Here is a 25,560-nt window from a genome sequence, read left to right as displayed (position 1 = left end):
CACCCCGCCTCGAACGAGTTACGTGACGCCCCGCTCGGGGGGTCGTTGCCTGTTGCGTGGTTCCGGTCGCCGGTTCGAGAACGGGTGACCCGGGGCGACGCAACGGGACGCACCGGGCTACGCGGTATTTCGCCCGCACGAGTAACGTATGGAGTGGATATGGGCGTTTTTGCACGGCTTCTCCGGAGGTCGAGGACGACGGAGGAGGACCGGTCGGCCGAGGCGGAGACCGCGCAGGCGGTCGAGGGTGCCGAGGCGGCGACGGACGAGGTGGAGGACGCGGGCGCGGCCGAGTCCGACGGGAAGCCGGAGGGCGTGCCGCACAAGAGCGCGGAGGCCGCCGCCGACGGGGTCGGGATCCCGAAGCAGCAGTCCGCCGAGAAGGCCGCCGACGAAGAGGCCGACGAGGGCGCCCGTACGTAATCGCTTGAGCCAGGGAAGGTGGACCATGGGCCTCGTGGACAACCTGAAAGCCAAGGTCTCGGGCCTCGCGCAGCAGCACGAGGACAAGGTCGACCGCGGCCTCGACAAGGCCGCGAAGATGATCGACGAACGGACCAAGGGCAAGTACAGCGACAAGATCCACACGGGCACGGACAAGGCGAAGCACGCGGTGGAGCGCCTCGCCCACGGGGACGGCGGCCCGTCGACCGGCGAAGCGGCGCCCCCGGAGACACCACAGCCGCCTTCGGCCTCCTGAACACGCTCCGGACAGCGCGTCACCCATCGGCGGACGGCCGCGGGGCCACGGCCTCCCGGCCGTCCGTCGTTTCGCGGTACCCGGCAGAGCTTCCCGAGCCCGGCGGCCGCGCTCACAGGAACGCTACGACCAGGCGGCCACCACGTACCCCACGCCGTACGGCGCCTCGTCGTACAGCAGGCTGCCGGACAGGCGCACGCCTTCCGCCGCGCCCGCGAGGATCTGCCAGGGGACCCGGCCGCGGGCCCGCAGTTCGTGGGCCAGGGCCGGGTCGAGGGACCTCAGGGCCGTCACGTCCGCCGCGCCCAACGCCCGCGCGACCTCCGCGTCGAAGCCGGCCGCGCGCTCGTCCAGGTAGCCCGGTGCCTTCACCGACCGGCACGCGCTGGCGTCGCCCATGACGAGCAGGGCCGTCCGCCCGGCCTGGGCGGCGAGCCCGGCTCCGACCTCGGCGCACCGCTCGGGAGTGAGGAGTTCCGGGACTCCCATCCCCTCTACGGGCGCGCAGGCCCAGCGCGTGCGCTCCAGCAGCCACGCGGCGACCGCGAGCGACGGCGGAAGCTCACGCTCCTGAGCGGTGCCGCCCGCGCCCAACCGCACAACGACGTCCACACCGAAGCCCCGGAACGACCCCCGCGCGCCCTCCGCGTAGGTGCCCTCCTCGCCCTCCCCCGCGGGCCCGACGACCACGAGCCGGTCGGGGCGGGCGGCGGCGAGCACACCCAGCGCGTCCTTGCAGGCGGCACGGGCGCCGTCCAGTTCGGGCGCCGCACCCGCGGCGACCTCGGGCACGAGCAGGGGCGGACAGGGGCAGACGGCGGCGGCGACAAGCATGATCCGCAGCCTAACCGGGCCGGAGGCCGCGTACGGCGGTGATGGTGGCGTCAGTCGCAGCCGCAGGCGCCGGCGGTGGCCACCGGCAGCGGCGCGGGCGCGCCGACCTTCGGCAGACCCAGCATCACGCCGGCCGGCTTGGCGGTCTCCGCCGCGTTCCGCTTGGCCCACGCGTCGCCCGCCCGCGTGCGGCGCACGTCGAGGACGGGCCCCTCGGCGAGGAGGTGGTGCGGGGCGGCGTAGGTCACCTCGACGGTCACCACGTCACCCGGGCGCACCTCCTGCTCCGGCTTGGTGAAGTGGACCAGGCGGTTGTCGGGGGCGCGGCCGGACAGCCGGTGGGTGGCGCCGTCCTTGCGCCCCTCACCCTCGGCGACCATCAGCTCCAGGGTGCGGCCGACCTGCTTCTTGTTCTCCTCCCAGGAGATCTCCTCCTGGAGGGCGACGAGCCGCTCGTAGCGCGCCTGGACGACCTCCTTGGGGATCTGGTTCTCCATCTCGGCGGCCGGGGTGCCGGGCCGCTTGGAGTACTGGAAGGTGAACGCCTGCGCGAAGCGCGCCTCGCGCACCACGTGCAGCGTCTGCTCGAAGTCCTCCTCGGTCTCCCCGGGGAAGCCGACGATGATGTCGGTGGTGATCGCGGCGTGCGGGATGGCGGCCCGGACCTTCTCGATGATCCCCAGGTAGCGCTCCTGGCGGTAGGACCGGCGCATCGCCTTCAGCACGGCGTCCGAGCCGGACTGCAGCGGCATGTGCAGCTGCGGCATCACGTTCGGCGTCTCCGCCATGGCCGCGATGACGTCGTCGGTGAAGTCGCGCGGGTGCGGGGAGGTGAAGCGGACGCGCTCCAGGCCGTCGATCTTCCCGCAGGCACGCAGCAGCTTGCTGAAGGCCTCCCTGTCGCCGATGTCGGAGCCATAGGCGTTCACGTTCTGCCCGAGCAGCGTGATCTCGGAGACACCCTCGGCGACCAGGGCCTCCACCTCGGCGAGGATGTCGCCGGGGCGGCGGTCCTTCTCCTTGCCGCGCAGCGCCGGGACGATACAGAAGGTGCAGGTGTTGTTGCAGCCGACGGAGATCGACACCCAGGCCGCGTACGCGCTCTCACGCCGTGTCGGCAGCGTCGACGGGAACGCCTCCAGCGACTCGGCGATCTCGACCTGCGCCTCCTGCTGCACGCGGGCGCGCTCCAGCAGCACGGGCAGCTTGCCGATGTTGTGCGTACCGAAGACGACGTCCACCCAGGGCGCCTTCCTCACGATGGTGTCGCGGTCCTTCTGCGCCAGGCAGCCGCCGACGGCGATCTGCATGCCGGGCCGGACGGCCTTCTTCGGCGCGAGACGGCCGAGGTTGCCGTAGAGCCGGTTGTCGGCGTTCTCCCGCACGGCGCAGGTGTTGAAGACGACCACGTCCGCGTCGCCGTCCGCCCCCTCGGGCGCGCGCACGTACCCGGCCTCTTCGAGCAGCCCGGCCAATCGCTCGGAATCGTGGACGTTCATCTGGCACCCGTAGGTGCGGATCTCATAGCTCTTGGGTGCGTGAACGTCCACTGCGGGGCTCCGGTCGCTGCTGCTGGTCATGGAACAAGGGTAGGCGGTACTCGAAGAGCCCTGTCCGGGCCGTGCGCCGGAGCGCACTGCCCCGACGGCCCGGACGGAGACGGGACCGTCCCTTGCTTGACGGCCCCGCTCGTGGCACCGGCGGTGACGTGGCGCTGGGCGATGACGAGCAGCACGGCCGCCGGGGCGGATGCCAGGACCGCGGTGGCCATGATGGCGTTCCACTGGTTCGTGTGCGCGCCGATGTACTCGTAGATGCCGAGGGTGATCGGCCGCACGGTCTCCCTGGTGGTCAGTGTGAGGGCGAAGAGGAAGTCGCTCCAGGCGAAGAGGAAGGTGAGGAGAGCCGCGGTGATCAGCGCGTTGCGGCTGAGCGGGAGCACCACGGAGCCGAAGGTGCGCAGCCTCCCGGCGCCGTCCATGCGCGCGGCCTCGATGATCTCCCTGGGAATGCCCTGCATGAACGAACGCAGGATGATGATCGCGAAGGGGATCCCGGCGGTGGAGTCGGCGAGGACCAGTCCGAGGGAGGAGTTGAGCAGTCCGAGGTCGTTGTAGGCGCCGTACAGGGCGTTGGCCACGGCTATGCCCGGCACCATCTGTGTGATCAGGACGCCGAAGAGCACTGCAGGGCCACGTCGCGGGTGTCCTGCTTCAGTCGGGCGCCCCCACTGGTCAGTTGCTTCACGACCTCCCTGGTCCTGGAGCACGCCCTGCGCCCGCTCTTCGCCTACCTGCGCGCCGCCGTCGTCCCCACCGCGGTGTACGCGGCAGGCGACCTCACCGGTGCCCATCGAGAACCCGACGAGGACGGCGTCCCGCACGTCGAGCGTCTCCAGCACGGTGTTCAGGTCGGCCGCGAAGGTGTCGTAGTCGTAGCCGGTCGTCGGCTGGCTGGACTGCCCGAAACCACGGCGGTTAGGTGATCACGCGGTAGCCGGCGTCGAGCAGCACGGCACTCTGCCGCTCCCAGGAGTGGCCGTCGAGCGGGAACCCGTGGATGAGGACGACCGGCTGTCCGGATCCGTGGTCCTCGTAGTAGAGGTCGATGGCGGTGGAGTTCTCCTGGCCCACGGTGATGTACGGCATGTGCTGCTTTTCCTCAATTTCCGGATGGATCGGGTTACATGGCTGGGTACCCGGTCACGCTAGGGCGAGCGCCGCACCGCCGGTTGCCGCGCAGTGCACCACTGCTTGCCCCGGGGTGCAGAGTTCCAGCCGCGCAGCTTCTGGAAGCCGGCTCGCAGTTCGCCCAGTTGTGCGGACGGGTCGGGGGAATCGGGCGGGCGCCGGGCACAGGCACCCGCGTCCCACCACGCCCCGGCAAACCCTGAACGCGAGGCCTATACAGGGAGAATTCTTGACATGAACACTTCCCATGAGTGGTTGCCCGCTGTACCACATGAGAGCCGGCTTTCCCGCTCTGGGAGGTTTCGTGAGACGCATCAAGTCACTGTCAGCCCTTGCCACGCTGAGCCTCGCGATCATGTTCAGCCTGGTACTCACCGGTCCGGCGCATGCCGCCGGACCCGCGTACGTCGCGCTGGGAGACTCGTACTCGGCGGGCAACGGCGCGGGAAACTACGACAGTTCGAGCGCCGACTGCCACCGAAGCTTCAACGCCTACCCCTACCTGTGGAAGAACGCCCACGCGCCGTCCTCGTTCGCCGACACCTCCTGCTCGGGCGCGGCCACCACGGATGTGACGGGCAGCCAGCTCGGCCCGCTGAACTCCGGCACCGGGCTCGTCTCGCTCACCGTGGGCGGCAATGACGCGGGCTTCTCGGACGTCATGACCACCTGTGTGACCGGCTCGGACTCCGACTGCGTCAGCCGCGTCGACCAGGCCGAGAGCTACGCCCGGAACACGCTGCCCGCCCGCCTGGACGCCACCTACGACGCGATCCGCGCCAAGGCGCCCAACGCCAGGGTGGTCGTGCTGGGTTACCCGCACATGTACACCCTCGACGTCTTCTGCGTCGGCCTCAGCGACACCAAGCACCGCAAGATCGACGAGGCCGCGGACGTCCTGGACGGCGTCATCGCCGAGCGGTCCGCCGCCCACGGCTTCGTCTTCGGCGATGTGCGCACCGCCTTCAAGGGCCATGAGCTGTGCTCCGGCGACGGCTGGCTGCACTCCCTGGTGGCCTCGCCGAGCTGGGAGTCGTACCACCCCACCGCCACGGGGCACGCGAACGGCTACTACCCCGTTCTCAACGCCAACAGCTGATCGCAGGCGAGCCGCCGCATCGTCCGGCACCGGACCAGTGGCGCACCTCACAACACTTCAGCGGTTGCGCAACTCTAAAGTTCAGACATGGATCTTCATGTCGCGACGAAATGGGAGACGGCGGTGCTCGCCGGAGGGCCGGCCGACGGCCTGCGCATGCAGGTCGCGGGCCGGCCCTCGGTACTGCAGGTGACGTACCCGTGCCGGGTCGAGTCCCCGGCGGACGGCGTAAGCGTGGATGCGCTGTACGTCTACCGGCGCCAGCTCGGCGTGAACAGCGAGCCGCTGGCCTACGGCTACGACAGCGCCAGTCCCTGACGGGCGCGCCCTCAGCCGGCGGCGGCCGGCGGCCGCTCCGCGACCGTCTCCGTGGAGGTCCGGACGGCCGTCGGCTCCACCGGAGTGGGCGCGGAGGCGGCGGGCGCGGACGCGTTGTCGTCCTTCATCGCCTTCGCCTCGCTCTTGAGGATGCGCATCGACTTGCCCAGCGCCCGGGCGGTGTCGGGAAGCTTCTTCGACCCGAACAGCACGATGACGACGATCGCCACGATCAGCAGGTGCCAGGGTTCCAGTCCGTTACGGAGCATGACGCGCCCGCCCTTCCTCGCGTCGGCCGAGGACGCCTCTCGCCGCTCGCCCGTGCCATGTCGGTTGCTACGTTGCGCAACTGTACAACCCGCGGTCGGCGGCGAAACCGAGCCGAAGGCGAATCGTGCGGAAACTGACGGCACCCGACCGGCCGGTCAGCGCTGCGCGCCGGACCGTCGTTCGTAGCGCGCTTTGACCGCCCACAGGGCGAGCGCGTACAGGGCGAGGACGGCGGCGAGCAGCAGGTAGTACGCCACCGGCAGCGCGGTCAGGCCGAGCGCGGAACCCAGCGGGGACAGCGGCAGCAGGAGTCCCGCGGCGGCCAGAACGGCCGCGGCCCGCCCGAGCGGGCCCGGCGCGCGTCCCTCCGCGACACGCCGGCCGGACCTCAGCAGCAGCATCACCAGGGCCTGGGTGAGCAGGTTCTCCGTGAACCACGCCGAGTGGAACACCGCCTCGTCGTCGAGCGCGTCCGGCCCGTGCAGCGCGAGCGCCAGGACGCCGAAGGTGGCGAGGTCGGCGACCGCGTTGAGCAGTCCGAAGCCGGTGATGAAGCGAAGGAAGTCACGCGGCTTCAGCACGGTGGGCCGGGCGAGAGCCCGAGCCGCGGGGCGGTCGTAGGCGAAGGCGAGCTGGGCCGCGTCGAAGCACAGGTTCTGGGCGAGGACCTGGGCCGGGAGCATCGGCAGGAAGGGCAGCAGCAGGCCCGCGGCGAGCATCGCGACGACGTTGCCGAGGTTCGACGAAAGCGTGACGCGCAGATACGAGGCGATGTTGCCGCTTGCGTGACGGCCGGCGGCGACGGCGTGGTCGATCGCGGTGAGGTCCTTGTAGGCGAGGACGACGTCCGCGCTCTCGCGGGCCACGTCGACGGCGTCGCGCGGGGCGACGCCCACGTCGGCGGCGTGCAGCGCGGGCACGTCGTTGACACCGTCGCCGAGGAAGCCCACCGTGTGCCCGGCCGCGCGCAGGTCGCTGACGATCCGGGCCTTGTCCTCGGGGGTGCAGCGGGCGACGACGGTCGCGGTGGCGTCGTCCGGGGCGCCCGCGGCGCGCGCCCGGCCGGGGTCGAGCCCCAGGTCGCGGCAGACGCGGACCGCGGTGCCGAGGTGATCGCCGGTGAGGATCCGCACGGTGACGCCGCGGGCGGCGAGGTCCTTGAGGGCGCGGGCGGCGGTCGGGGCGAGAGCGTCCCGGAAGGTGACGAAGCCGCGGAAGGCCAGGCCGCGTTCGTCGGCGGCGGTGTAGGGGCGGGTGCGAGCGGGGCGGTCGGCGGTGGCGACCGCGAGCACCCTGAGGCCGTCGCCGGCCTCGCGCGCGGCCCGTGCCAGCAGGCGCTCACGCTCGGCGGGCTCCAGCGCGCAGCGCTCCAGTACGTCCTCGGCGGCGCCCTTGACGACGAGGACGTGCCTGCCGAGGCCGCCGCGGACCACGGCGGTGGCGCGCCGGCGGACCGGGTCGAACGGCAGCGCGGCCACGCCCTCGCAGTCCTCCCAGGCGCCGTCGGCCGCGTCCAGGATCGCCTCGTCCAGGGCGTCGGGGGCGGGCAGGTCGGCGAGCTGGAGGGTCCACCAGGCGCTGACGGCCGCCCAGCGCAGCACCTCGGGCGCGTCCTTGCCGTCCCCGTCCAGGGCACGTTCGACCACCGGCCGGTCCTGGGTGAGGGTGCCGGTCTTGTCCAGGCACAGCACGTCGACGGCGCCGAGGTCGTGCAGTGCCGGCAGGCGTTTGACGATCACTCCCTGGCTGCGGGCGAGCAGGGCGGCCCCGCGGGCCAGGCAGGTGGTGACGATGACCGGCAGCATCTCGGGGGTGAGGCCGACGGCGACCGCCACGGCGAACGGCAGCGTCTGAAGGCCCCGGCCGCGCAGCGCCGCACCCGCCATGAGGACCAGCGGCGGGGTGAGCAGCATGAACCGGATCAGCACCCAGGAGATGCCGTGCACGGACCGGTCGAAGGCGCTCGCCCCACGCGCGGCCGGCGTGCCGTGGGCCCGGGCGAACCGGGTCCGGGCGCCCGTGTGAAGGACGAGCGCGGTGCCGCTGCCGGAGGCCACACTGCTGCCCTGGAAGCAGAGATGGGGCTGGGCGAAGGGCCCGCCGCCGAAGGCGCCGGGGACGTCGGGCGCGCTCTTGGCGACCGGCGCCGACTCGCCGGTGAGCGCCCCCTGGTGCACGGTCAGGCCGCCGGCGCGCAGCAGCCGAACGTCGGCGGGGACGAGGTCGCCGGGCGCGAGCCGGATCACGTCGCCCGGCACCAGTTCGGCGGCCGGTATCTCGCGCTCGCGTGGCGGCCGGTCCGCCTCCGGTCGGCGCACCACGGTCGCGGTGGTGGCGACCAGTTCGCGCAGCGCGGCCATGGAACGGTCGGCCCGGTGCTCGCCGGTGGCGCGCAGGACGCAGCTGACCACGACGAGGGAGAGGATCACACAGGCGGTGCCCCAGGCGGTGACGGTCGCCGAGACCAGACCGAGGCAGAGCAGCACACTGGTGAACGGGTCGCGCAGCCCGCGGACGAAGCGCCGGGCCCAGGAGGTCGTACGGGCCTCGGGGAGCACGTTCTCCCCGGCCTCACCGAGCCGGGCCTCCGCCTCCGCCTCGGTGAGCCCGCGCAGACTGCTCTCCAGACGGCGCAGCTCCTGAAGGGACGTGGGGCCGCCGGCGCCGGGGTCAGGACCGGGCGGGGGTGCCGGCGCCGCGGCGGTCTCAGAGGCCACGGAGCCGGGGTGCCGGCACGTCCGCCCGGGCGGCACGGTCGGTCAGCCGGCCGACCAGGAGGCGCACCACGGTCACCACGTCCGCGTCGTCGACGAAGTACACCTGGCGGCGGCCCTCACGCCGGGAGCCGACGAGTCCGGCGAGCTTGAGCTTCGTCAGGTGCTGGCTCACGGCGGGCAGAGCGCCGCCGACCCGCTCGGCGAGCCCGGTGACATCGCTCTCGCCCTGCGCGAGCGCCCACACGATGTGCAGCCGCGCGGGCGAGGCCAACAGCCCGAAGGCGGCGGCCGCCTGGGACAACACCTCGGCGGACGGATCCTCGAAACCACCGCCGACTGCCGTCACCGCGGGCCTCCTGTTCACACCGGGGTCATCTCGTCCTTGCAAGGGGTCAGTCTAGGCGGGGCCCTCGGCCGCGGTCGCAGAGCCGGACGCCGGGGCGGTGCCGTCCCTACCGCTCCGCAGGCGCCCAGCCCTGGCGGCGCAGGACCGCCGATACGTCAGGGGCGCGGTAGTGGTCGCCCTTGAGGACCTTGCCGTCGGCCCGGCGCGAGACCGTGCCGTCCGGGCCGATCTTCGTCATGTTGGCACGGTGGATCTCGGCGATGACGGCGTCGAGGTCGATGCCGTGCACCAGGGCCGTCCCGTACGCCACGTACACCAGGTCGGCCAGCTCGTGCGCCAGCCGGTCGAGCGGGCCGGTGACGGACACCTCCGCGGCCTCCGCCGCCTCCTCGGCGAGCAGCTCACCGCGGTGCGCGGCCAGCTCCGGGGAGACCTCCGTCGGCTCGGACCGTACGTCGAGACCGAAGGCGAGGTGGAACTCACGGACGAGGGAGGCGGGGGAAGGACGCATCAGCCGACCCTACCGTCCGCCGGCACCCGCCCCGCGCCCTCCCCTGGTCGGTCCCGGCCTGGTAAGAGGGGCGCCGGCCTGGCAGGATCGCGCGCATGCTTCAGGCACTCCCCCGTATCGGCAGACGCCGCGCGCTGCTGGGCTCGGCGGCCGCGTGCGCGGTCCTCGGGCTGCTGCTGTGGTGGCTGCTGCCGATCGGCGACGAGTCCCCGAGCGGCACGGTCACCTTCAGCACGGGCACCCCGAGCGGCGTCTACGAGAAGTACGGCACCCTGCTGAGGCAGACGATCGCCCGGGACATGCCGCAGCTGGACGTACGGCTGCAGAACAGCGACGGGTCCCAGGAGAACGTGCGCCGGGTGGCCACCGGGCAGGTGGACTTCACGATCGCGGCGGCCGACGCGGTGGAGACGTACCGGCTTCAGAACGGGTCCGGCGCCGGCCGGCTGCGCGGCTGCGCCCGCCTGTACGACGACTACGTGCACCTGGTGGTGCCGCAGTCGTCCCCCGTGCGGTCGGTGGCGGACCTGAAGGGCCGCTCGGTCGCCGTCGGACCGGGCGGCTCCGGGGTGCGGCTGATCGCGGAGCATGTGCTGAGGGCGGCCGGGCTGGACCCCGAGAGGGACATCACGCCGCTGTCCGACGGCATCGGGACGATGCCCGGGCTGATGAGGCAGCACCGGATCGACGCGTTCTTCTGGTCGGGCGGGCTGCCCACCGGCGCGATCACGGATCTGTCGCAGCACTTCCCCATCCGGCTGGTGCCGATCGGCGGCGACCTGGTGGCGAAGCTGCACGCGCAGGGCGGCGCGTCCCGCTACTACCGGGCCGCGGTGATGCCCGCCGACGCGTATCCGGAGGCGCAGCAGGGCGTCTCCGTGCAGACCGTGGCCGTCGCCAACCTCCTCGTCACACGTCAGGACATGAACGCCGACCTGACCGACGAGCTGACCCGCGTGGTCATCGACAGCCGGGACCGGATCGGTGCGCAGGTGCATGCGGCACAGCTGGTGGATCTGCGCACGGCGATCTACACGGACCCGCTGGAACTGCACGAAGGCGCACGGCGGTACTACCGGTCGGTGAAGCCGTAGTTCGGGGCGCCGGAAGCGACGAGCCACGCCCCGAGGTCGGCTCGCCGTCGTCGGGGCTTCGCCTCCAGAGCCCCGATCGGCCTCAACCGCCTCGTGCCCGAACGCAGGACAGGCCGGTAGCGCCCTGCCCCGACCGCGACGTCCCTCAAAACCCGGCGCGCCCCGCCCCCGTCGCCGTCCGCGGAAGCGACACCGTCACCCTGAGGCCCTGCGGCTCGTGATGCGCGTACGAGATCGAGCCCCCGCCCGCCGCCAGCAGCGTCTGGGTGATCGACAGGCCGAGGCCGGAGCCCTTGACGTTCTGGTGGGCGGCGCTGCGCCAGAAGCGGTCGCCGACACGTGAGAGTTCCTCGTCGCTGAGGCCGGGGCCGCCGTCGGTGACCACCACCGTGGCGGTGTCGCCGGCTGCCGCGACCTCCACTTCCACGCTCTGGCCAGCGGGCGTGAACTTCACCGCGTTGTCGATGACCGCGTCCAGGGCGCTGGACAGGGTCACGGGGTCCGCACAGGCCGTGGTGGCCGGGCAGGTGCCGGTCAGCCGTACGCCCTTGGCCTCGGCGGCCGGCCGCCAGGCGGCGACCCGCTCTGCGGTCAGCGCGCCGATGTCGGTGAGCCTGAGGTCCGCCTCGGCGTGCTCGGCGAGCGCCAGGTCCAGCAGATCGTCCAGGACCTGCGCGAGGCGCTTGCCCTCGGTGCGCACCGAGGCGATCTCCTCGTTGTCCTCCGGCAGTTCCAACGCGAGCAGTTCGATGCGCAGCAGCAGCGCCGCCAGCGGATTGCGCAACTGGTGGGAGGCGTCGGCGACGAAGGCGCGCTGCTGCTCGAGGACCTGCTCGACGTTGTCCGCCATCTCGTTGAACGACCGGGCAAGGCGCCTCAGTTCCGGCGGCCCGCCCGCCGCCGCGACCCTGGACTTCAGGCGTCCGGTCGCTATGTCGTGGGTCGTCGCGTCCAGGACCCGCACCGGCCTGAGCACCCATCCGGTCAGCCGCAGCGCCGCGCCGACGGCGAGCAGCATCGCGGCGACCTCCCCGGCGCCGATGAACAGCCAGCCGTGCAGGATCCTCGACCGCATCTGCCCGGTGGGCGAGTCGGTGACGACGACCGCGACGACGTCGCCGTCGCGGATGACCGGAGAGGCGACCACGAGCCGGGTGCGCTGCCAGGGCCAGACCTGTTCGGGATCGTGGCTGCGCCGCCCGAGCAGGGCCTCGTTGAAGGCGTCGCGTCCCTCACCCTTCTCGGGCAGGAACCAGTCCCCCGGCGCGTTGGCCATGGGCGTGTCGTCGCGGTAGAAGACGCCGGCCCGGATGCCGTACACGCTGTAGTACATGCGCAGTTCGCCGGCCAGGGTCTCGCCGCGCTCGTCCGTGACGTCGGCCCGGGAGCCGGTGGGCCGGTCGGTGACGAACTGTGCGAGTGCGGCGAAGCGCGCCGTGTCGTCGATGCGGTCGACGACGACCCGCTGCTGCTGCGCGGCCGCGAGGCTCACCGCGAGAGGCAGACCGAGCGCGAGCAGCACGGCCGCCATCAGGACGATGAGCAGCGGAAGGAGACGTGTGCGCACCCGTACCCGCTACGCGGCCGGGGCGACGAGCCGGTACCCGACGCCGCGCACGGTCTCGATCAGCGCGGGCATGCGCAGCTTGGAGCGCAGGGAGGCGACGTGCACCTCCAGGGTGCGCCCGGTCCCCTCCCAACTGGTCTGCCACACCTCGCTGATGATCTGCTCACGCCGGAACACCACACCGGGGCGCTGGGCCAGCAGGGCGAGCAGGTCGAACTCCTTACGGGTCAGCTGGACGACGGAGCCGTCCACGCTGACGCGGCGGGTGGGGAACTCGATGTGCACGGGGCCGAGGCGCAGCGCGGTCTCGGTGGCGCCGGTGTCGTCCAGGTGCGGGGTGCGGCGGCTGACCGCGTGGATGCGCGCGAGCAGTTCCCCGGTGTCGTACGGCTTGACCACGTAGTCGTCGGCGCCGAGGTTCAGGCCGTGGATCCGGGACCGCACGTCCGAGCGCGCGGTGACCATGATCACCGGGGTGCCGGTGCGCTTCCGGATCTTGGCGCAGACCTCGTAGCCGTCCTGGTCGGGCAGGCCCAGGTCGAGGAGGACGACGCCGAAGCCGGCGCCCTCGGGGACCAGCGCCTGGAGTGCCTCCTCGCCACTGCGGGCGTGCGTGACCTCGAAACCGTGCCGGGCCAGGACCGCGGACAGGGCGGCCGCGACGTGGTTGTCGTCCTCGACGAGAAGCAGTCTCATGCCGGCCCCCTCCGGTTCCTCGGTCCTACGGTCTGTCCGGCCTCACGGTCCGTGCGCTCTCGGCGTGCGCAAGGGCGTCGCCCCCGCACCGCACCGGAAAGACGTCACCCACCCGAACACGTGGGCACGCGCGCGTGCACCAAGGAAGTCACGCCGATGAACGAGGACGCCGTCAAGAGGCTTCGGGTCGCGGGCGGCTTCCGTTACCCAGCCGGTACGCGGTCGGCCGGGTTCGCTACGACTCGTGTCCGGCCGCTACCGGATTGTGATGCTCAGATCTCCCTCAGATGTAATGACGCTGGTCGTGCGGCCTCACTACTGTCCTCCGAAACCGAGTGAGGACGGAGCCAGTGAGCACATGACCGAAGTATCGGTGGCCAAGGACTCGGTGGCCGCGACCGACGAACTGGTCGTTCTGAAGAGCGTCAACAAGCACTTCGGCGCGTTGCACGTGCTCCAGGACATCGACCTGACCATCGCGCGTGGTGAAGTCGTCGTGGTCATCGGCCCCTCCGGGTCCGGCAAGTCCACCCTGTGCCGCACCATCAACCGCCTGGAGACCATCGACGCGGGCGAGATCCTGATCGACGGCAGGCCGCTGCCCCAGGAGGGCAAGGAGCTGGCCCGGCTGCGCGCCGACGTCGGCATGGTCTTCCAGTCCTTCAACCTCTTCGCGCACAAGACGGTGCTCGAGAACGTGATGCTGGGCCAGATCAAGGTCCGCAGAACCGACAAGCAGAAGGCCGAGGAGAAGGCGCGCGCGCTGCTCGACCGGGTGGGCGTCGGCACCCAGGCGGACAAGTACCCCGCCCAGCTCTCCGGCGGCCAGCAGCAGCGCGTGGCGATCGCCCGCGCGCTGGCGATGGACCCCAAGGTCATCCTCTTCGACGAGCCGACCTCGGCCCTGGACCCCGAGATGATCAACGAGGTCCTGGAGGTCATGCAGCAGCTCGCCCGGGACGGCATGACCATGGTGGTGGTCACCCATGAGATGGGCTTCGCCCGGTCGGCCGCCAATCGGGTGGTCTTCATGGCGGACGGGCGCATCGTCGAAGAGGCCACTCCGGACCAGTTCTTCAGCAATCCGCGCAGCGACCGCGCGAAGGACTTCCTGTCGAAGATCCTGCACCACTGAGGCTCCGCGCCGGACGCCATCCGCCCGCGTCCTCCGTCCGCGCACCCCGAGCGTCCCACCGCCGACACCCCGCACGGCCGCGTCACCGCCGCCGACGGCCCGCCTGACGGGCGCCGGTCCCCGGTCCGCATCTTCTTCACCACGCAAAGGATGTTCACCATGAAGCTCCGCAAGGTCACCGCGGCCACGGCCGTCGTCCTCGCTCTCGCCACCGCCGCCACCGCCTGCGGGTCGGACAAGAAGAGCGACGGCGGCTCGTCCTCCGGCGGCGGCAAGACGATCAAGATCGGCATCAAGTTCGACCAGCCGGGCCTCGGCCAGAAGACGCCGCAGGGCTACACCGGCTTCGACGTGGACGTCGCCACGTACGTCGCCAAGCAGCTCGGCTACAACGCCGACCAGATCGAGTGGAAGGAGTCGAAGAGCGCCGACCGCGAGACCATGCTGCAGCGCGGTGACGTCGACTTCATCGCCGCCACGTACTCGATCACCCCGAAGCGCCAGGAGAAGGTCGACTTCGCCGGCCCGTACCTGCTCGCCCACCAGGACGTGCTGATCCGTGCCGACGACAACTCCATCAAGTCGCCCGCGGACCTGAACTCCAAGAAGCTGTGTTCGGTGACGGGCTCGACCTCGGCGCAGAACGTCCACGACAAGCTCGCCCCAAAGGCCAACCTGCTGCAGTACCCGACGTACTCGGCCTGCCTGACGGGTCTGCAGAACGGTGCCGTCGACGCGCTGACCACCGATGACTCGATCCTCGCCGGTTACGCCTCCCAGGCCGCGTTCAAGGGCAAGTTCAAGCTCGGCGGCTTCAAGATGACCAACGAGAACTACGGCATCGGCGTCAAGAAGGGCAGCGACCTGAAGGCGAAGATCAACGCCGCCCTGGAGAAGATGGTCTCGGACGGTTCGTGGAAGACGGCCGTGGAGAAGAACTTCGGCCCCGCGAACTACAAGTACGAGCCCGCGCCGAAGATCGGCAACATCGTCAAGTAAGCAGGGCCGCCGGGTGCGCCGCCCACGGGGGAGCGGCGCACCCGGGCCTGTCCGACACGCGGAAGCGCGGGACCTCATGTTCGACTTTCTTGATCACTACGACGTGCTGGGAGCCTTCTGGACGACGGTGCAGCTCGCCGTCCTGTCCGCGATCGGCTCCCTGATCTGGGGCACCGTGCTGGCCGCCATGCGGGTCGGGCCGGTGCCGCTGATGCGCGGTTTCGGGGCCGCCTACGTGAACATCGTGCGGAACATCCCGCTGACCGTGATCGTCCTGTTCACCTCGCTCGGTCTCAACCAGACCCTGCGCGTCGGCCTCGGCGCGACCGACTTCAAGGTCGTCAACTTCCGGCTCGCCGTGCTGGGTCTGATCCTCTACACGGCGGCGTTCGTGTGCGAGGCGCTGCGGTCCGGCATCAACACCGTGCCCGTCGGTCAGGCGGAGGCGGCCCGTGCGCTCGGGCTGAACTTCACTCAGGTGCTCACGCTCGTCGTGCTGCCGCAGGCGTTCCGCTCGGTCGTCGGCCCGCTGACGAACGTACTGATCGCGCTGACGAAGAACACCACGGTGGCTGCCGCGATCGGCGTCACCGAGGCGGCCCTGCTGATGAAGCAGATGATCGAGAACGAGGCCCAGCTCCTGCTGATCTCCGCGGTGATCGCCTTCGGGTTCGTGTGTCTGACGCTGCCCACCGGCCTGATCCTCGGCTGGGTGGGCAAGAAGGTGGCGGTGAAGCGATGACGTCCGTCCTCTACGACGCCCAGGGCCCCAGGGCCAAACGGCGCAACGTCGTCTACACGGTGGTGTTCCTGATCGCCCTGGCCGCGCTCGGGTGGTGGGTGCTCACCAGTCTCGACGACAAGGGCCAGCTCGACTGGGAGAAGTGGAAGCCGTTCTTCGGCGGTACGGAGGCCTGGTCGACGTACATCTGGCCGGGGGTGCTGAACACGCTGAAGGCCGCCGCCCTGGCGATGCTGATCTCGCTCCCGCTGGGCGCGGTCCTGGGCATCGCCCGGCTCTCGGACCACGCCTGGATACGGATCCCGGTGGCGGTCGTGGTGGAGTTCTTCCGGGCCATCCCGGTCCTCGTCCTGATGATCTTCGGCCAAGCCCTCTTCTCGCAGTACACCAACGTCAGTTCGGATGATCGCCCGATGTACGCGGTGATCACCGGCCTCGTCCTCTACAACGCCTCCGTCCTCGCGGAGATCGTCCGCGCGGGTATCCTGGCCCTGCCCAAGGGCCAGTCCGAGGCCGCCCTGGCGATCGGTCTGCGCAAGAACCAGGTGATGCGGTTCATCCTGCTGCCGCAGGCGGTCACCGCGATGCTGCCGGCGATCGTCAGCCAGCTGGTGGTCATCGTGAAGGACACGGCGCTGGGCGGCGCGGTCCTCACCTTCCCCGAACTGCTCGCCTCGGTCTCACCGATGAGCTCCTACTACGGCGCCAACACCATCGCCAGCTTCACGATCGTGGCCGTCATCTACATCGCCATCAACTTCTCGCTGACGACGTTCGCGAGTTGGCTCGAGAAGCGGCTGCGGCGGGGCAAGAAGTCGACTGGTGCGGTACTGCCTCCGGCGGCGGTCGGTGCGGCCGAGTCCACGGGGGCGGCCGCCTGACCTCCCACCAGTCCCTTTGAGCAGGCAGGGCAGTGGCGTCACGCCACTGCCCTCGTCGCTTGACGGGCGCTGCGGCAATGGGTTGCATACGTCAGGTGATCGTGCACCCGGCTCCACCTGCCTGTTCCCGAACGTTCCCCGACACACCGCGCAGGGCGGAGGGCGCCACGCCGTGGACCCGGTGATCATCGTGGGGGCGGGGCCTGTCGGGCTCTCGCTCGCGCTGGCTCTGGCCCGGCAGGAGGTGCCGTCCGTCGTTCTCGACGAAGGCCCGGGCAAGGACGAACCACGGGCCGCGCGCACCGTCGTGCTGCGCGACGACACGGCCGCCCTGGTGGAACGACTCGCCGGCGTTCCGCTCACCGGAGCCGGGCTGCGGTTCACCGGCTGGCGGTCGATGCGGCGCAAGCAGGTCACCCGGAAGGTCGCCTTCGAGACGGACGGCGCGCGGCAGGAGGAGCCCGGCGGCGGATACGGGCCCGGTGCCGAGCGAACCGCCGAGGGCCGCAAGGGCGCCGTCGAGGAAACCGGAGGACCGGCCCCGCTGCACATCGCCCAGCATGTGCTGACCGGAGCCCTGCGCACCGCCGTCACCGGACAGCCGCTGATCAAGGTCGCCGTGGAAAGCCGCCTCGACGCCCTGGAACAGGAGCCCGCCGGTGTCACGGCGCACACGCGCGGCCCGCAAAGCACCTGGTGGCGCGGCAGCTACCTGGTCGGCTGCGACGGACCGCGCTCCACGGTGCGCAAGCTTCTCGACATCCGCTTCCCCGGGCGTACGGCGGTGGAACGGCACGCCGTTGCCGCCCTGCGCGCCGAACTGCCGTGGCCCGGTGAGGCGTTGCTGCACCGCATGCCGCCCTGGCGGACATCGGGCCCCTCGGGCGGCGAGATCACGGCACGGCCCCTGCCCGACGGGGTGTGGCGGCTGGACTGGCTGCTGCCGCCGGGCAAGGACCTGGTCACGCCCGAACTGCTGGTGACCCGCATCCGGGAGACCCTCGCCGGCTGGAACGGGGGCACCACCCCCGCCTACGACCTGCTGGACACCGGCGTCCACATCGTCCACCAACGGCTTGCCCGCCGCTGGCGCGACGGCCGGGTCTTCCTCGCCGGCGACGCAGCGCATCTGCTCGGCGCGCTCGGGACGCAGGGCCTCGACGAGAGCCTGCGGGACGTCGACAACCTCGCCTGGAAACTGGCGTCGGCCTGGCACCACGGGCCGCGGGAGACGCTGCTCGACAGCTACCAGGCCGAGCGCCGCACCGTGGTCGCGGCCCGGCTGCGCGCCGCCGACCAGGCGCTGCCGCTGCTGCGCGGCGGCAGGGGCCTGCGGTCCTACGTGCCCGGGTCCGCCCGCGGCCATGACGCGCTGCTCACGGACGGCCACCTGGGCAGGGGCGCACTGGGCACACCGGGGACGTACGCCGCCTCACCGCTTGCAGCCGCGCCCAGCGAGTCGGCGGCCTTCGTGGCCACGGAACCCGGGGCCCAGGTCACGGACGTACGGGTGACGGCGGAGGACGGATCCTTCGTACGGCTGCGGGACCGGCTCGGCCGCGGATCGCTCCTGGTGGTGCTGGTCGCTCCGGGCACCGGCGTATGGGACCGCAAGCACTGGGTGTCGGCCGGGATCATGCCCCGGCTGGCGGCGGCGGTGACGGCCCTGCCGCACCCCGCGGAGTTGCTGGTCACCGAGGGCTACCCGGGCGCCGCCGCCCACACCGTCCTGCTGATCCGGCCGGACGGCCATCTGGTGACGGCCCTCGCGGGGGTGCGTCCCGCTGACCTGTACGCGGCGGCCGAGGCGGCATTGGGCGGCCCGGCGAAGACACAGGCGGCGGCGAGCGCGCGCTGAGACGCCGTACAGCCGTACACAGGAGGCCCGTACAGTCGTGCGACGGAAGCTTGTGCAGCCGTGTGCAGGAAGCCCGTGCAGCCGAGTCGTCAAGGAAGCCCAGGGAAGCCTGTTGCCTCCACTCACGGTCACCATGAGGTCCACATGGTGACCGTGAGTTGACCGGTCGACACCGCCATGGTGTACTCCGGACCATGACCGACACGTATGCGCGCCTGTGGCGGAGGGTCCATATGGACCTCGTCCGCTACGCGGGCTGCGTGTGTCGCCCGTCCTGTTGATCTCGCTCCCTTCAACGCGCGCAGTGCCTCTGCCGCCGCGCGCCCCCACGCGAACCTCAGGACGGTACCCGTTGTCTGTCTCCCCCTCTGTGCCCCTGTCCGCCCACGCCGCCCCGGCCAAGGCCCCCACCCAGGCCGAACTCCTCGACTTCGCACGCCGTACAGCCGCCGACGCCGAGCTGATCGCCTCACTCCCGCTGGACCCCGAGGGCCGTACCTGGGTGCGGCTCGAAGGCCCCGGCGGCAGCGAGGCCTGGCTGATCGGCTGGCCGCCCGGGACGGGCACCGGCTGGCACGACCACGCCGACTCGGTCGGCACCTTCGTCACCGCATCGGGTGAACTCAAGGAGAACTCACTTGCGGTCCGGCTGCCGTCCGACGGCTGGAAGACCCTGGAACTCACCGACGGAGTCGACCGGAAGCGACAACTGCCGGCCGGTGAGGGCCGCTCCTTCGGCCGGCACCACGTGCACGAGGTGCTCAACGAGTCCACCGAGCGACACGCAGTCTCGGTGCACGCCTACTACCCGCCCCTGCCGCAGATCCGCCGCTACAGTCGCACGGGGCAGGTGCTGCGCCTGGAGCAGGTCGAACGTCCGGAGGACTGGCAGTGACTTCCGCACCCGAACAGCCTGTGGGCATCGACGAGTTGCTGGAGCGGGTCCGCGAGGACCTGGACCGGGTGGAGCCCGCGGAGGCCGACGAGGCCGCACGGGCCGGCGAGGCACTGCTCGTGGACATCCGCTACGCGGCCCTGAGGGACCGTGACGGACTCATCCCCGGCGCGCTGGTCGTCGAACGGAACGAACTGGAGTGGCGCCTGGACCCGCAGGGCAGCCACCGCCTTCCCGAAGCCACCAGCCACGACCTGCGCGTCGTGGTGATCTGCAACGAGGGCTACGCCTCCAGCCTGGCCGCCGCCTCCCTCCGCCAACTGGGCCTGCACCGCGCCACCGACCTGGTGGGCGGCTTCCAGGCTTGGCGGGCGGCGGGGCTGCCGGTGGCGTCGTAGGGGGCTGCGGTTGGCCGTTGGGGGTTGTGACCTTCTTGCCCGGGGGGAGGGCCCCTCCCCCCACCCACCCTCCCCTCCCCCTTCAGTCCCCCTCGTCCCCCAGCCCCTCCGTGTCCTCCCCCTCCTCCGCCAGGGCCTGGCGGACCACGCGCAGGGCCATCCCCTCGGGGTAGCCCTTGCGGGCGAGCATGCCCGCAAGGCGGCGCAGGCGTTTGTCGCGGTCGAGACCCCGCGTGGCGCGCAGTTTGCGGGCGACGAGCTCGCGTGCGGTGGCCTCTTCCTGCTCGGCGTCCAGTTGTCCCACCGCCGCGTCGATCAGCGCGGAGTCCACGCCCTTCGTCCGCAGTTCCTGGGCGAGCGCCCGGCGGGCCAGGCCCCGGCCGTGGTGCCGGGACTCCACCCAGGCGTCCGCGAAGGCGCTGTCGTCGATCAGGCCGGCCTCCTCGAACCGCGACAGCACCTCGTCCGCGACGTCCTCGGGGATCTCCCGCTTGCGCAGGGCGTCCGCGAGCTGTTTGCGCGTGCGTGGAGTTCCGGTGAGCAGGCGCAGGCAGATCGCCCGCGCCTGCTCGACCGGGTCCCCCGGGTGCTCCCCCGTCCCGGCCCTCGACGAGAAGGAAGAGCCTCCGTCCTGTGGGGCGTCGGCCTGTTCCCCGCCACCGGGCCGTCGCCTTCGTCCGCGTCCGCCGCGCACGCGGCCCTCGCCGCCTGGAACGTCCTCGCCGTGCGCGTCGGCGTTGCCGCGCACGTCGTCGTACGCCCCGTCATCGCCCCCGACGAACCCCGTGTCGCGCCCGCTTCCCCGCCGCTGCGGGGCCACGGGGTGGGCGTACTCGGCCCAGTCGGTCCGTCGTGTCATGGGCTAGCTCTTGGCCGCCGGGGCCTTGGCCTTGGCCGCCTTGGCCGCCGGTGCGGGCGCCGTCTTGGCGGTGTCGTCGGCCGTGGAAGCGGCGGCACTCGCCGCGTCCGTGCCCGGCTCGGCGGTGGGCTCCTCCGGCCGGACCCCGACGCCCAGCTTCTCCTTGATCTTCTTCTCGATCTCGTTGGCCAGGTCGGGGTTGTCCTTGAGGAAGTTGCGCGCGTTCTCCTTGCCCTGGCCGAGCTGGTCGCCCTCGTACGTGTACCAGGCGCCGGCCTTGCGGACGAAGCCGTGCTCCACGCCCATGTCGATCAGGCCGCCCTCGCGGCTGATGCCCTGGCCGTAGAGGATGTCGAACTCGGCCTGCTTGAAGGGCGGGGCGACCTTGTTCTTGACGACCTTGCAGCGGGTGCGGTTGCCGACCGCCTCCGTGCCGTCCTTCAGGGTCTCGATGCGACGGATGTCGATACGCACCGAGGCGTAGAACTTCAGCGCCCGGCCACCGGTCGTGGTCTCCGGGGAGCCGAACATCACGCCGATCTTCTCGCGGAGCTGGTTGATGAAGATGGCGGTGGTCTTGGACTGGTTGAGCGCGCTGGTGATCTTCCGCAGGGCCTGGCTCATCAGGCGGGCCTGCAGACCGACGTGGCTGTCGCCCATCTCGCCCTCGATCTCCGCGCGCGGGACGAGCGCCGCGACGGAGTCGATGACGATGAGGTCGAGGGCGCCGGAGCGGACCAGCATGTCCACGATCTCCAGGGCCTGCTCGCCGTTGTCCGGCTGGGAGAGGATCAGGTTGTCGATGTCGACGCCGAGCTTGCGCGCGTACTCGGGGTCGAGGGCGTGCTCCGCGTCCACGAAGGCGACCTGGCCACCGGCCTTCTGCGCGTTCGCCACCGCGTGCAGGGTCAGGGTCGTCTTACCGGACGACTCCGGACCGTAGATCTCGACGACACGGCCGCGGGGCAGGCCGCCGACGCCGAGGGCCACGTCGAGCGCGGTCGACCCGGTCGGGATGACCTCGATGGGCTCCTTGGACCGCTCGCCCATGCGCATGACCGCGCCTTTGCCGAATTGCCGTTCAATCTGTGCGAGGGCGGCGTCGAGGGCCTTCTCGCGGTCGGTACCTGCCATGGGTTCCACCCGGTTTGCTTGAGTCGATCGCTTCACGTCAAAGACGCTAACGCCTGCCACTGACAATGCGCCCCGACGCTCGTCCGGCTGTGGATAACTCGGGCACTTCTCCGTCAAAACCGTGTCGAAATCCCCGCCGTGAGCCCCGCCGGAGCCCCTATAAGAATGGATGTTCGATTTTCGTGTCAAGCGAGCCGACGGCACCCGCGAGCGCACGGCCCCACACGCACAGCGGCCGAGTGCCGGGCTACTCCCCGCGGGGTACTGCGGGTGTCTTCGGCCGGAGGACGACGGGCCGAGACCGCCCCGGGAGCCTTGCCCCATGGGAATCGAGAGGCTGCCTGGGACGTCCACCACCGGGGCGTTTCCGTCGCTCCTGCCGGAACGGCGATCCGGCACGCGCCCGGTGGAGCGTCTTTGCCATGCGACCGGTGTCTTCCTGGTCCTTTCCGGTCTGGTGCACCTGATGGTGTTCCTCGTCGACGGCGGTCCCTGGGACGGTCCCGTCTCCTGGCGCAAGCCCTTCACGTTCGGGCTGTCCTTCGGGCTCACGCTGATCGCGGTCGCCTGGGTGACGTCGTACCTCCGCGTCGGGGCGCGGCTCCGCACGGTGCTGCTCGCCGTGTTCGCCGCCGACTGCGTCGTGGAGGTCGCCGGGATCACCCTCCAGGCGTGGCGGCGCGTGCCCTCGCACCTCAACACGGAGACGCCCTTCGACACGGCGGTGGCGATGACGCTCGCGCTGGGCGGCGCCGTCCTCGTCGTCGTGCTCTCGACGTTCGCCGCCGCCGCGTTCCGGCACCGGCCGGGCGGCCCCCTCGGCATGGCGCTCGCGCTGCGCTCCGGGTTCGCGATCCTGATCGTGGCGCTGCTCTCGGGCGCCGCGATGATCGCGCGCGGGACCGTGCTGTCCCGCACCGGTCACCAGCAGGCGGCGTACCACTGCACGGCGCCGCTCAAGCCGCTGCACGGGGTCAGCCTGCACGCCGTGCTGGTGCTGCCCGCGCTGGCCTGGCTGCTGTCCCGCACGTCCTGGCGCGAGGCCACCAGGCAGCGGGTCATGTACGCCGCGGTCGGCGGCTACGCGGCCGCCGTCCTCGGAGCGGGGATCTGGGCGGCTCTCTCCTGGTGAACGAGTGCCCTCAGCGCTCGAACAGCCGCCGAACGCCCGCCGTGAGACTGCCCGGGCCGCGCGTGCGGTGCCCGTGGACGCGAGGGTCGTCGGTGACGTCGTACCGCTTCACGTACGCCCCCAGGAACGCCTGCAGCGTGGCGACCGCGGGGATGGCGATCAGCGCACCCACCGCGCCGAGGAGGGCGGTGCCCGCTATGACGGACCCGAAGGCGACCGCGGGGTGGATGTCCACGGACCGCGCGGTCAGCTTGGGCTGCAGCATGTAGTTCTCGAACTGCTGGTACACCACGACGAAGATCAGCACCCACAGCGCGTACCAGGGGTCCACGGTGAAGGCGATCAGCATCGGCAGGGCACCCGCGAGATAGGTGCCGATGGTGGGGATGAACTGGGAGACCAGGCCGACCCAGACGGCGAGCACGGGCGCGTACGGAATGCTCAGCGCCTGCAGCAGGACGTAGTGCGCGATGCCGGAGATCAGCGCCATCAGGCCGCGCGAGTACAGGTAGCCGCCCGTCTTGTCGACGGCGATCTCCCAGGCGCGCAGCACCTCGGCCTGCCGGGCGGGCGGCAGCACCGAGCACAGCGCGCGCCGCAGCCTGGGCCCGTCGGCGGCGAAGTAGAACGAGAACAGGCCGATCGTCAGCAGCTGGAAGAGGCCGCCCAGGACCTGGGCGGAGACGTCAAGGACACCGGTGGCGCTGTTCTGGACGTACTTTCTGAGCCAGTCGGAGTGGACCAGGCTGTCCTGCACGTCCACGCGTCTGACATGGGTGTGGAACGTGGTGTTGATCCAGTTGATCACCGAGTCGAGGTAGCCCGGGAAGCCCTCGACCATCTTGATGATCTGGCCGGCGAGCATCGAGCCGAGCAGCGTGACGAACCCGGCGACGGCGATCGCCAGGCCGAGGAACACGAGGAAGGTGGCCAGCCCCCGGCGCATGCCGTGGGCGGCCATCCAGCTGACCGCGGGCTCGATGGCGAGCGCCAGGAAGAACGCGATCAGGATGTTGATCAGCAGGCCGATGAGCTGGTGGAACGCCCAGCTGCCCAGTTGGAAGACGGCGATGAGCGAGAGCGCGAGCACCATGGCGCGCGGCAGCCAGCGCGGCATACGGGCGCCCTGTGCGGCGCCGCCGCCCGACTGGGGCGGCTGGGGCGGTGTCGTGCCGAGCGGTGATGCCTGCTGGGGGACCTGCGCGGTCTCGTCTGTCGGGGCCACGGAGCAAGTCTCGCCCACGCCGGCGGCATCCGGGGACCCCTGTGGATCTCCGCGCTTCTTCAGCGCTTCTCCCGCGGAACGTCCATGGCCGTGCACACGGCGCGCCACACGTCCCGGGCCTCCCAGCCGGCTTGCAGCGCCTGGTGCACGGTGCGCCCGCCGAGTTCCGACATCACGTGGTCGCGCGCGAAGGTGTCGGCGTAGGCCTCACCGAAGTGATCTGCCATCCGCTGCCAGAAGACCGTCAACCGCATGACACCAGTATCCCGCCCCTGAGAGTGGGGCCGGGCCGGGACGGCTTGCCGAGAACGCTTTCCGTCCTACGGTCTGGTCCATGGCCGAAACCGGAGCATCCCCACTCCTTCCCGCGCCCTCGGCGCGCACCCCGCTCTCCCGCGCCGAGCACTTCGTGTGGCTCACCGCGCGCGTGCTGGAGCAGCGCCGTTTCGCGTACCACTTCCTGGACGGCGACGCCGACCCCGTGGAGACCGCGCTGGCCGCCTACCGCAATGAGGACGAGGGGTACGGTCACGCCCTCGAACCCGATCTGCGGGGCCCGGTCAGCCAGCCCCTGCACACCACCCACGCCCTGCGGGTACTGGACTCGATCGGCCGCTGCGGCGGCCAGCGGGTGGAGCGCGTGTGCCGCTATCTGACCGCCGTGTCGACACCGGACGGCGCCCTTCCGGCGGTGCATCCCGTGCAGCGCGGCTATCCGACCGCGCCCTTCGTGCCCATCACCGACAACCCACCGGGCGATCTGCTCACCACGGGCCCGGTGGTGGGCCTGCTGCACCGCAACGAGGTGTGGCACGCGTGGATGTTCCGGGCCACCGACTTCTGCTGGCAGGCGGTCGAGTCCCTGGACAAGTCGCATCCGTACGAGGTCGAGGCGGCCGTGGCGTTCCTGGACTCGGCGCCCGACCGCCCGCGCGCAAAGGCCGCGGCCGACCGCCTGGGCCGCCTGGTGCGCGAACAGCGGCTCGCGGTCCTGGACCCGGACCGTCCGCAGGCGTATCCGGTCGCCTCCGGGTACGCACCGGGCGAGCACCACTTCCCGTACGACTTCGCGCGTACCCCGGACTCCCTCGCACGCGCGTGGTTCACGGACGAGGAGATGGCGCGCGCCCTGGACTTCCTCGCCGCCGAGCAGCAGGAGGACGGCGGCTGGCCGGTCCGGTGGCGCCAGTGGGCTCCGGGCATCGCCCTGGAGGCCCGCCCCATGGTGACCATCGACGCGCTGCTCACCCTCAGGGCGTACGGACGGCCCATCGGCTGACGGTGCGCCCCTCACGCCCGCGTGCCGCCCCGGGGCGCACGGACCGGCCGACCGCGCCGACCGCGACGCCCGTCGCCGCCGGCATCCTGCCGTTCATCTGCCCCGGACCTGCCGCGGCCCTTCCGCGCCGGGCCCGGTCGGCCCCGACACGACGGCCGCCCTGCCCGGGCGGGTCGCCTTG

Annotated in this window: 27 protein-coding genes and 2 pseudogenes; 15 read left to right on the top strand and 14 right to left on the bottom strand. The window is 71.5% G+C overall.

The window, feature by feature from the left end:
• Window positions 1-159 precede the first annotated feature (159 nt).
• Window positions 160-423 (top strand): hypothetical protein, encoded by a 264-nt coding sequence (locus tag ACFYZE_RS12345; protein ID WP_388991541.1) that lies wholly within the window; start codon window positions 160-162, stop codon window positions 421-423.
• A 25-nt stretch (window positions 424-448) separates the two neighbouring features.
• The gene (locus ACFYZE_RS12340) at window positions 449-700 is read left to right on the top strand and encodes an antitoxin (RefSeq protein ID WP_388991539.1); all 252 of its coding nucleotides are present in this window, start codon (window positions 449-451) and stop codon (window positions 698-700) included.
• 123 nt (window positions 701-823) lie between these two features.
• Here ACFYZE_RS12340 and ACFYZE_RS12335 read toward each other — a convergent pair whose 3' ends face one another.
• From ACFYZE_RS12335 to ACFYZE_RS12320, 4 genes and pseudogenes are all read right to left on the bottom strand, one after another.
• Window positions 824-1,534 (bottom strand): class III extradiol dioxygenase subunit B-like domain-containing protein, encoded by a 711-nt coding sequence (locus tag ACFYZE_RS12335; protein WP_388991537.1) that lies wholly within the window; start codon window positions 1,532-1,534, stop codon window positions 824-826.
• Between the two features lie 50 nt (window positions 1,535-1,584).
• Window positions 1,585-3,114 (bottom strand): tRNA (N6-isopentenyl adenosine(37)-C2)-methylthiotransferase MiaB, encoded by a 1,530-nt coding sequence (gene miaB / locus ACFYZE_RS12330; RefSeq protein WP_388991535.1) that lies wholly within the window; start codon window positions 3,112-3,114, stop codon window positions 1,585-1,587.
• Window positions 3,111-3,719: pseudogene (locus tag ACFYZE_RS12325) on the bottom strand (carbohydrate ABC transporter permease); the annotation flags it as partial. The pseudogene ACFYZE_RS12325 and the gene miaB, both read right to left, overlap by 4 nt.
• A 105-nt stretch (window positions 3,720-3,824) precedes the next feature.
• Window positions 3,825-4,182: pseudogene (locus ACFYZE_RS12320) on the bottom strand (alpha/beta fold hydrolase); the annotation flags it as partial.
• Window positions 4,183-4,528: 346 nt separating this feature from the next.
• Between ACFYZE_RS12320 and ACFYZE_RS12315 the strand changes: the two are divergent.
• Window positions 4,529-5,323 (top strand): SGNH/GDSL hydrolase family protein, encoded by a 795-nt coding sequence (locus ACFYZE_RS12315; RefSeq protein ID WP_388991533.1) that lies wholly within the window; start codon window positions 4,529-4,531, stop codon window positions 5,321-5,323.
• 87 nt (window positions 5,324-5,410) lie between these two features.
• Window positions 5,411-5,641 carry a hypothetical protein gene (locus ACFYZE_RS12310; RefSeq protein WP_388991531.1) on the top strand — a complete coding sequence of 77 codons (231 nt, stop codon included), beginning with the start codon at window positions 5,411-5,413 and terminating at the stop codon, window positions 5,639-5,641.
• Between the two features lie 11 nt (window positions 5,642-5,652).
• Here ACFYZE_RS12310 and tatA read toward each other — a convergent pair whose 3' ends face one another.
• The 4 genes from tatA to ACFYZE_RS12290 all read right to left on the bottom strand — a co-directional run bounded on the left by tatA (window position 5,653) and on the right by ACFYZE_RS12290 (window position 9,485).
• Window positions 5,653-5,910, bottom strand: a complete 258-nt coding sequence (gene tatA, locus ACFYZE_RS12305; RefSeq protein ID WP_388991529.1) for a Sec-independent protein translocase subunit TatA — start codon at window positions 5,908-5,910, stop codon at window positions 5,653-5,655.
• A gap of 156 nt (window positions 5,911-6,066) precedes the next feature.
• Window positions 6,067-8,628, bottom strand: coding sequence for a magnesium-translocating P-type ATPase (gene mgtA, locus ACFYZE_RS12300; RefSeq protein ID WP_388991527.1), 2,562 nt, complete (start codon window positions 8,626-8,628; stop codon window positions 6,067-6,069).
• A complete protein-coding gene (locus tag ACFYZE_RS12295; protein ID WP_388991525.1) occupies window positions 8,618-8,974 on the bottom strand; it encodes an ArsR/SmtB family transcription factor in 357 nt (118 codons plus the stop codon). The genes mgtA and ACFYZE_RS12295 overlap by 11 nt, the downstream gene beginning before the upstream one ends.
• A gap of 106 nt (window positions 8,975-9,080) precedes the next feature.
• A complete protein-coding gene (locus tag ACFYZE_RS12290) occupies window positions 9,081-9,485 on the bottom strand; it encodes a hypothetical protein (RefSeq protein ID WP_388991523.1) in 405 nt (134 codons plus the stop codon).
• Window positions 9,486-9,580: 95 nt separating this feature from the next.
• Here ACFYZE_RS12290 and ACFYZE_RS12285 point away from each other — a divergent pair, with 95 nt between their 5' ends.
• Window positions 9,581-10,579 (top strand): TAXI family TRAP transporter solute-binding subunit, encoded by a 999-nt coding sequence (locus tag ACFYZE_RS12285; protein WP_388991521.1) that lies wholly within the window; start codon window positions 9,581-9,583, stop codon window positions 10,577-10,579.
• A 145-nt stretch (window positions 10,580-10,724) separates the two neighbouring features.
• Here the strand turns inward: ACFYZE_RS12285 and ACFYZE_RS12280 are convergent, their stop codons facing one another.
• Complete coding sequence (locus ACFYZE_RS12280) at window positions 10,725-12,146, bottom strand: ATP-binding protein (RefSeq protein WP_388991519.1); 1,422 nt, start codon at window positions 12,144-12,146, stop codon at window positions 10,725-10,727.
• A 9-nt stretch (window positions 12,147-12,155) separates the two neighbouring features.
• Window positions 12,156-12,842 (bottom strand): response regulator transcription factor, encoded by a 687-nt coding sequence (locus ACFYZE_RS12275; protein ID WP_103843240.1) that lies wholly within the window; start codon window positions 12,840-12,842, stop codon window positions 12,156-12,158.
• 358 nt (window positions 12,843-13,200) lie between these two features.
• On the opposite strand from ACFYZE_RS12275, the gene ACFYZE_RS12270 reads away from it, so the two are divergent.
• The 8 genes from ACFYZE_RS12270 to ACFYZE_RS12235 all read left to right on the top strand — a co-directional run bounded on the left by ACFYZE_RS12270 (window position 13,201) and on the right by ACFYZE_RS12235 (window position 19,750).
• Window positions 13,201-13,977, top strand: coding sequence for an amino acid ABC transporter ATP-binding protein (locus tag ACFYZE_RS12270; RefSeq protein ID WP_388991517.1), 777 nt, complete (start codon window positions 13,201-13,203; stop codon window positions 13,975-13,977).
• A gap of 159 nt (window positions 13,978-14,136) precedes the next feature.
• On the top strand, window positions 14,137-14,976 hold the full coding sequence (locus ACFYZE_RS12265; protein WP_388991515.1) for a glutamate ABC transporter substrate-binding protein: 840 nt from the start codon (window positions 14,137-14,139) through the stop codon (window positions 14,974-14,976).
• Between the two features lie 76 nt (window positions 14,977-15,052).
• On the top strand, window positions 15,053-15,718 hold the full coding sequence (locus ACFYZE_RS12260; RefSeq protein ID WP_388991513.1) for an amino acid ABC transporter permease: 666 nt from the start codon (window positions 15,053-15,055) through the stop codon (window positions 15,716-15,718).
• Complete coding sequence (locus ACFYZE_RS12255; protein WP_388991511.1) at window positions 15,715-16,599, top strand: amino acid ABC transporter permease; 885 nt, start codon at window positions 15,715-15,717, stop codon at window positions 16,597-16,599. The genes ACFYZE_RS12260 and ACFYZE_RS12255 overlap by 4 nt, the downstream gene beginning before the upstream one ends.
• 172 nt (window positions 16,600-16,771) lie before the next feature.
• The gene (locus ACFYZE_RS12250; RefSeq protein ID WP_388991509.1) at window positions 16,772-18,457 is read left to right on the top strand and encodes an FAD-dependent monooxygenase; all 1,686 of its coding nucleotides are present in this window, start codon (window positions 16,772-16,774) and stop codon (window positions 18,455-18,457) included.
• A 194-nt stretch (window positions 18,458-18,651) separates the two neighbouring features.
• Window positions 18,652-18,738: a putative leader peptide gene (locus ACFYZE_RS12245; protein ID WP_315986099.1), complete on the top strand. Its 87-nt coding sequence runs from the start codon at window positions 18,652-18,654 to the stop codon at window positions 18,736-18,738.
• 71 nt (window positions 18,739-18,809) lie between these two features.
• Window positions 18,810-19,352 (top strand): cysteine dioxygenase, encoded by a 543-nt coding sequence (locus ACFYZE_RS12240; RefSeq protein ID WP_388991507.1) that lies wholly within the window; start codon window positions 18,810-18,812, stop codon window positions 19,350-19,352.
• The gene (locus ACFYZE_RS12235; RefSeq protein WP_388991505.1) at window positions 19,349-19,750 is read left to right on the top strand and encodes a rhodanese-like domain-containing protein; all 402 of its coding nucleotides are present in this window, start codon (window positions 19,349-19,351) and stop codon (window positions 19,748-19,750) included. Before ACFYZE_RS12240 ends, ACFYZE_RS12235 begins: the two co-directional genes overlap by 4 nt.
• A gap of 82 nt (window positions 19,751-19,832) precedes the next feature.
• On the opposite strand, the gene recX is transcribed toward ACFYZE_RS12235, so the two are convergent.
• Both recX and recA read right to left on the bottom strand, forming a co-directional pair.
• Complete coding sequence (recX, locus tag ACFYZE_RS12230) at window positions 19,833-20,609, bottom strand: recombination regulator RecX (RefSeq protein ID WP_388991503.1); 777 nt, start codon at window positions 20,607-20,609, stop codon at window positions 19,833-19,835.
• A gap of 3 nt (window positions 20,610-20,612) precedes the next feature.
• Window positions 20,613-21,743 carry a recombinase RecA gene (recA, locus tag ACFYZE_RS12225; protein ID WP_388991501.1) on the bottom strand — a complete coding sequence of 377 codons (1,131 nt, stop codon included), beginning with the start codon at window positions 21,741-21,743 and terminating at the stop codon, window positions 20,613-20,615.
• A 322-nt stretch (window positions 21,744-22,065) separates the two neighbouring features.
• Between recA and ACFYZE_RS12220 the strand changes: the two genes are divergently transcribed.
• Window positions 22,066-22,875, top strand: a complete 810-nt coding sequence (locus tag ACFYZE_RS12220) for a hypothetical protein (RefSeq protein WP_388991499.1) — start codon at window positions 22,066-22,068, stop codon at window positions 22,873-22,875.
• Between the two features lie 10 nt (window positions 22,876-22,885).
• On the opposite strand, the gene ACFYZE_RS12215 is transcribed toward ACFYZE_RS12220, so the two are convergent.
• Both ACFYZE_RS12215 and ACFYZE_RS12210 read right to left on the bottom strand, forming a co-directional pair.
• Window positions 22,886-24,100 carry an AI-2E family transporter gene (locus ACFYZE_RS12215; protein ID WP_388991497.1) on the bottom strand — a complete coding sequence of 405 codons (1,215 nt, stop codon included), beginning with the start codon at window positions 24,098-24,100 and terminating at the stop codon, window positions 22,886-22,888.
• Window positions 24,101-24,159: 59 nt separating this feature from the next.
• A complete protein-coding gene (locus ACFYZE_RS12210) occupies window positions 24,160-24,354 on the bottom strand; it encodes a DUF3046 domain-containing protein (protein ID WP_388991495.1) in 195 nt (64 codons plus the stop codon).
• Between the two features lie 80 nt (window positions 24,355-24,434).
• Between ACFYZE_RS12210 and ACFYZE_RS12205 the strand changes: the two genes are divergently transcribed.
• The gene (locus ACFYZE_RS12205; RefSeq protein ID WP_388991493.1) at window positions 24,435-25,379 is read left to right on the top strand and encodes a hypothetical protein; all 945 of its coding nucleotides are present in this window, start codon (window positions 24,435-24,437) and stop codon (window positions 25,377-25,379) included.
• Window positions 25,380-25,560 lie beyond the last annotated feature (181 nt).

This window comes from Streptomyces sp. NPDC001796, assembly GCF_042892355.1.
In the GTDB taxonomy this organism is placed as follows: domain Bacteria; phylum Actinomycetota; class Actinomycetes; order Streptomycetales; family Streptomycetaceae; genus Streptomyces.
Note: the sequence above shows the minus strand (reverse complement) of the source record. Positions and strands in the feature narration are given on the sequence as shown.

Coding starts and splice junctions, on each gene's coding strand:
- tatA (WP_388991529.1), bottom strand. CDS start 5,910: ATGCTCCGTAACGGACTGGAACCCTGGCACCTGCTGATCGTGGCGATC.
- ACFYZE_RS12270 (WP_388991517.1), top strand. CDS start 13,201: ATGACCGAAGTATCGGTGGCCAAGGACTCGGTGGCCGCGACCGACGAA.
- ACFYZE_RS12265 (WP_388991515.1), top strand. CDS start 14,137: ATGAAGCTCCGCAAGGTCACCGCGGCCACGGCCGTCGTCCTCGCTCTC.
- ACFYZE_RS12285 (WP_388991521.1), top strand. CDS start 9,581: ATGCTTCAGGCACTCCCCCGTATCGGCAGACGCCGCGCGCTGCTGGGC.
- ACFYZE_RS12310 (WP_388991531.1), top strand. CDS start 5,411: ATGGATCTTCATGTCGCGACGAAATGGGAGACGGCGGTGCTCGCCGGA.
- ACFYZE_RS12275 (WP_103843240.1), bottom strand. CDS start 12,842: ATGAGACTGCTTCTCGTCGAGGACGACAACCACGTCGCGGCCGCCCTG.
- miaB (WP_388991535.1), bottom strand. CDS start 3,114: ATGACCAGCAGCAGCGACCGGAGCCCCGCAGTGGACGTTCACGCACCC.
- ACFYZE_RS12290 (WP_388991523.1), bottom strand. CDS start 9,485: ATGCGTCCTTCCCCCGCCTCCCTCGTCCGTGAGTTCCACCTCGCCTTC.
- recA (WP_388991501.1), bottom strand. CDS start 21,743: ATGGCAGGTACCGACCGCGAGAAGGCCCTCGACGCCGCCCTCGCACAG.
- ACFYZE_RS12205 (WP_388991493.1), top strand. CDS start 24,435: ATGGCCGAAACCGGAGCATCCCCACTCCTTCCCGCGCCCTCGGCGCGC.
- ACFYZE_RS12335 (WP_388991537.1), bottom strand. CDS start 1,534: ATGCTTGTCGCCGCCGCCGTCTGCCCCTGTCCGCCCCTGCTCGTGCCC.
- recX (WP_388991503.1), bottom strand. CDS start 20,609: ATGACACGACGGACCGACTGGGCCGAGTACGCCCACCCCGTGGCCCCG.
- ACFYZE_RS12220 (WP_388991499.1), top strand. CDS start 22,066: ATGGGAATCGAGAGGCTGCCTGGGACGTCCACCACCGGGGCGTTTCCG.
- ACFYZE_RS12210 (WP_388991495.1), bottom strand. CDS start 24,354: ATGCGGTTGACGGTCTTCTGGCAGCGGATGGCAGATCACTTCGGTGAG.
- ACFYZE_RS12260 (WP_388991513.1), top strand. CDS start 15,053: ATGTTCGACTTTCTTGATCACTACGACGTGCTGGGAGCCTTCTGGACG.
- ACFYZE_RS12255 (WP_388991511.1), top strand. CDS start 15,715: ATGACGTCCGTCCTCTACGACGCCCAGGGCCCCAGGGCCAAACGGCGC.
- ACFYZE_RS12245 (WP_315986099.1), top strand. CDS start 18,652: ATGACCGACACGTATGCGCGCCTGTGGCGGAGGGTCCATATGGACCTC.
- ACFYZE_RS12340 (WP_388991539.1), top strand. CDS start 449: ATGGGCCTCGTGGACAACCTGAAAGCCAAGGTCTCGGGCCTCGCGCAG.
- ACFYZE_RS12345 (WP_388991541.1), top strand. CDS start 160: ATGGGCGTTTTTGCACGGCTTCTCCGGAGGTCGAGGACGACGGAGGAG.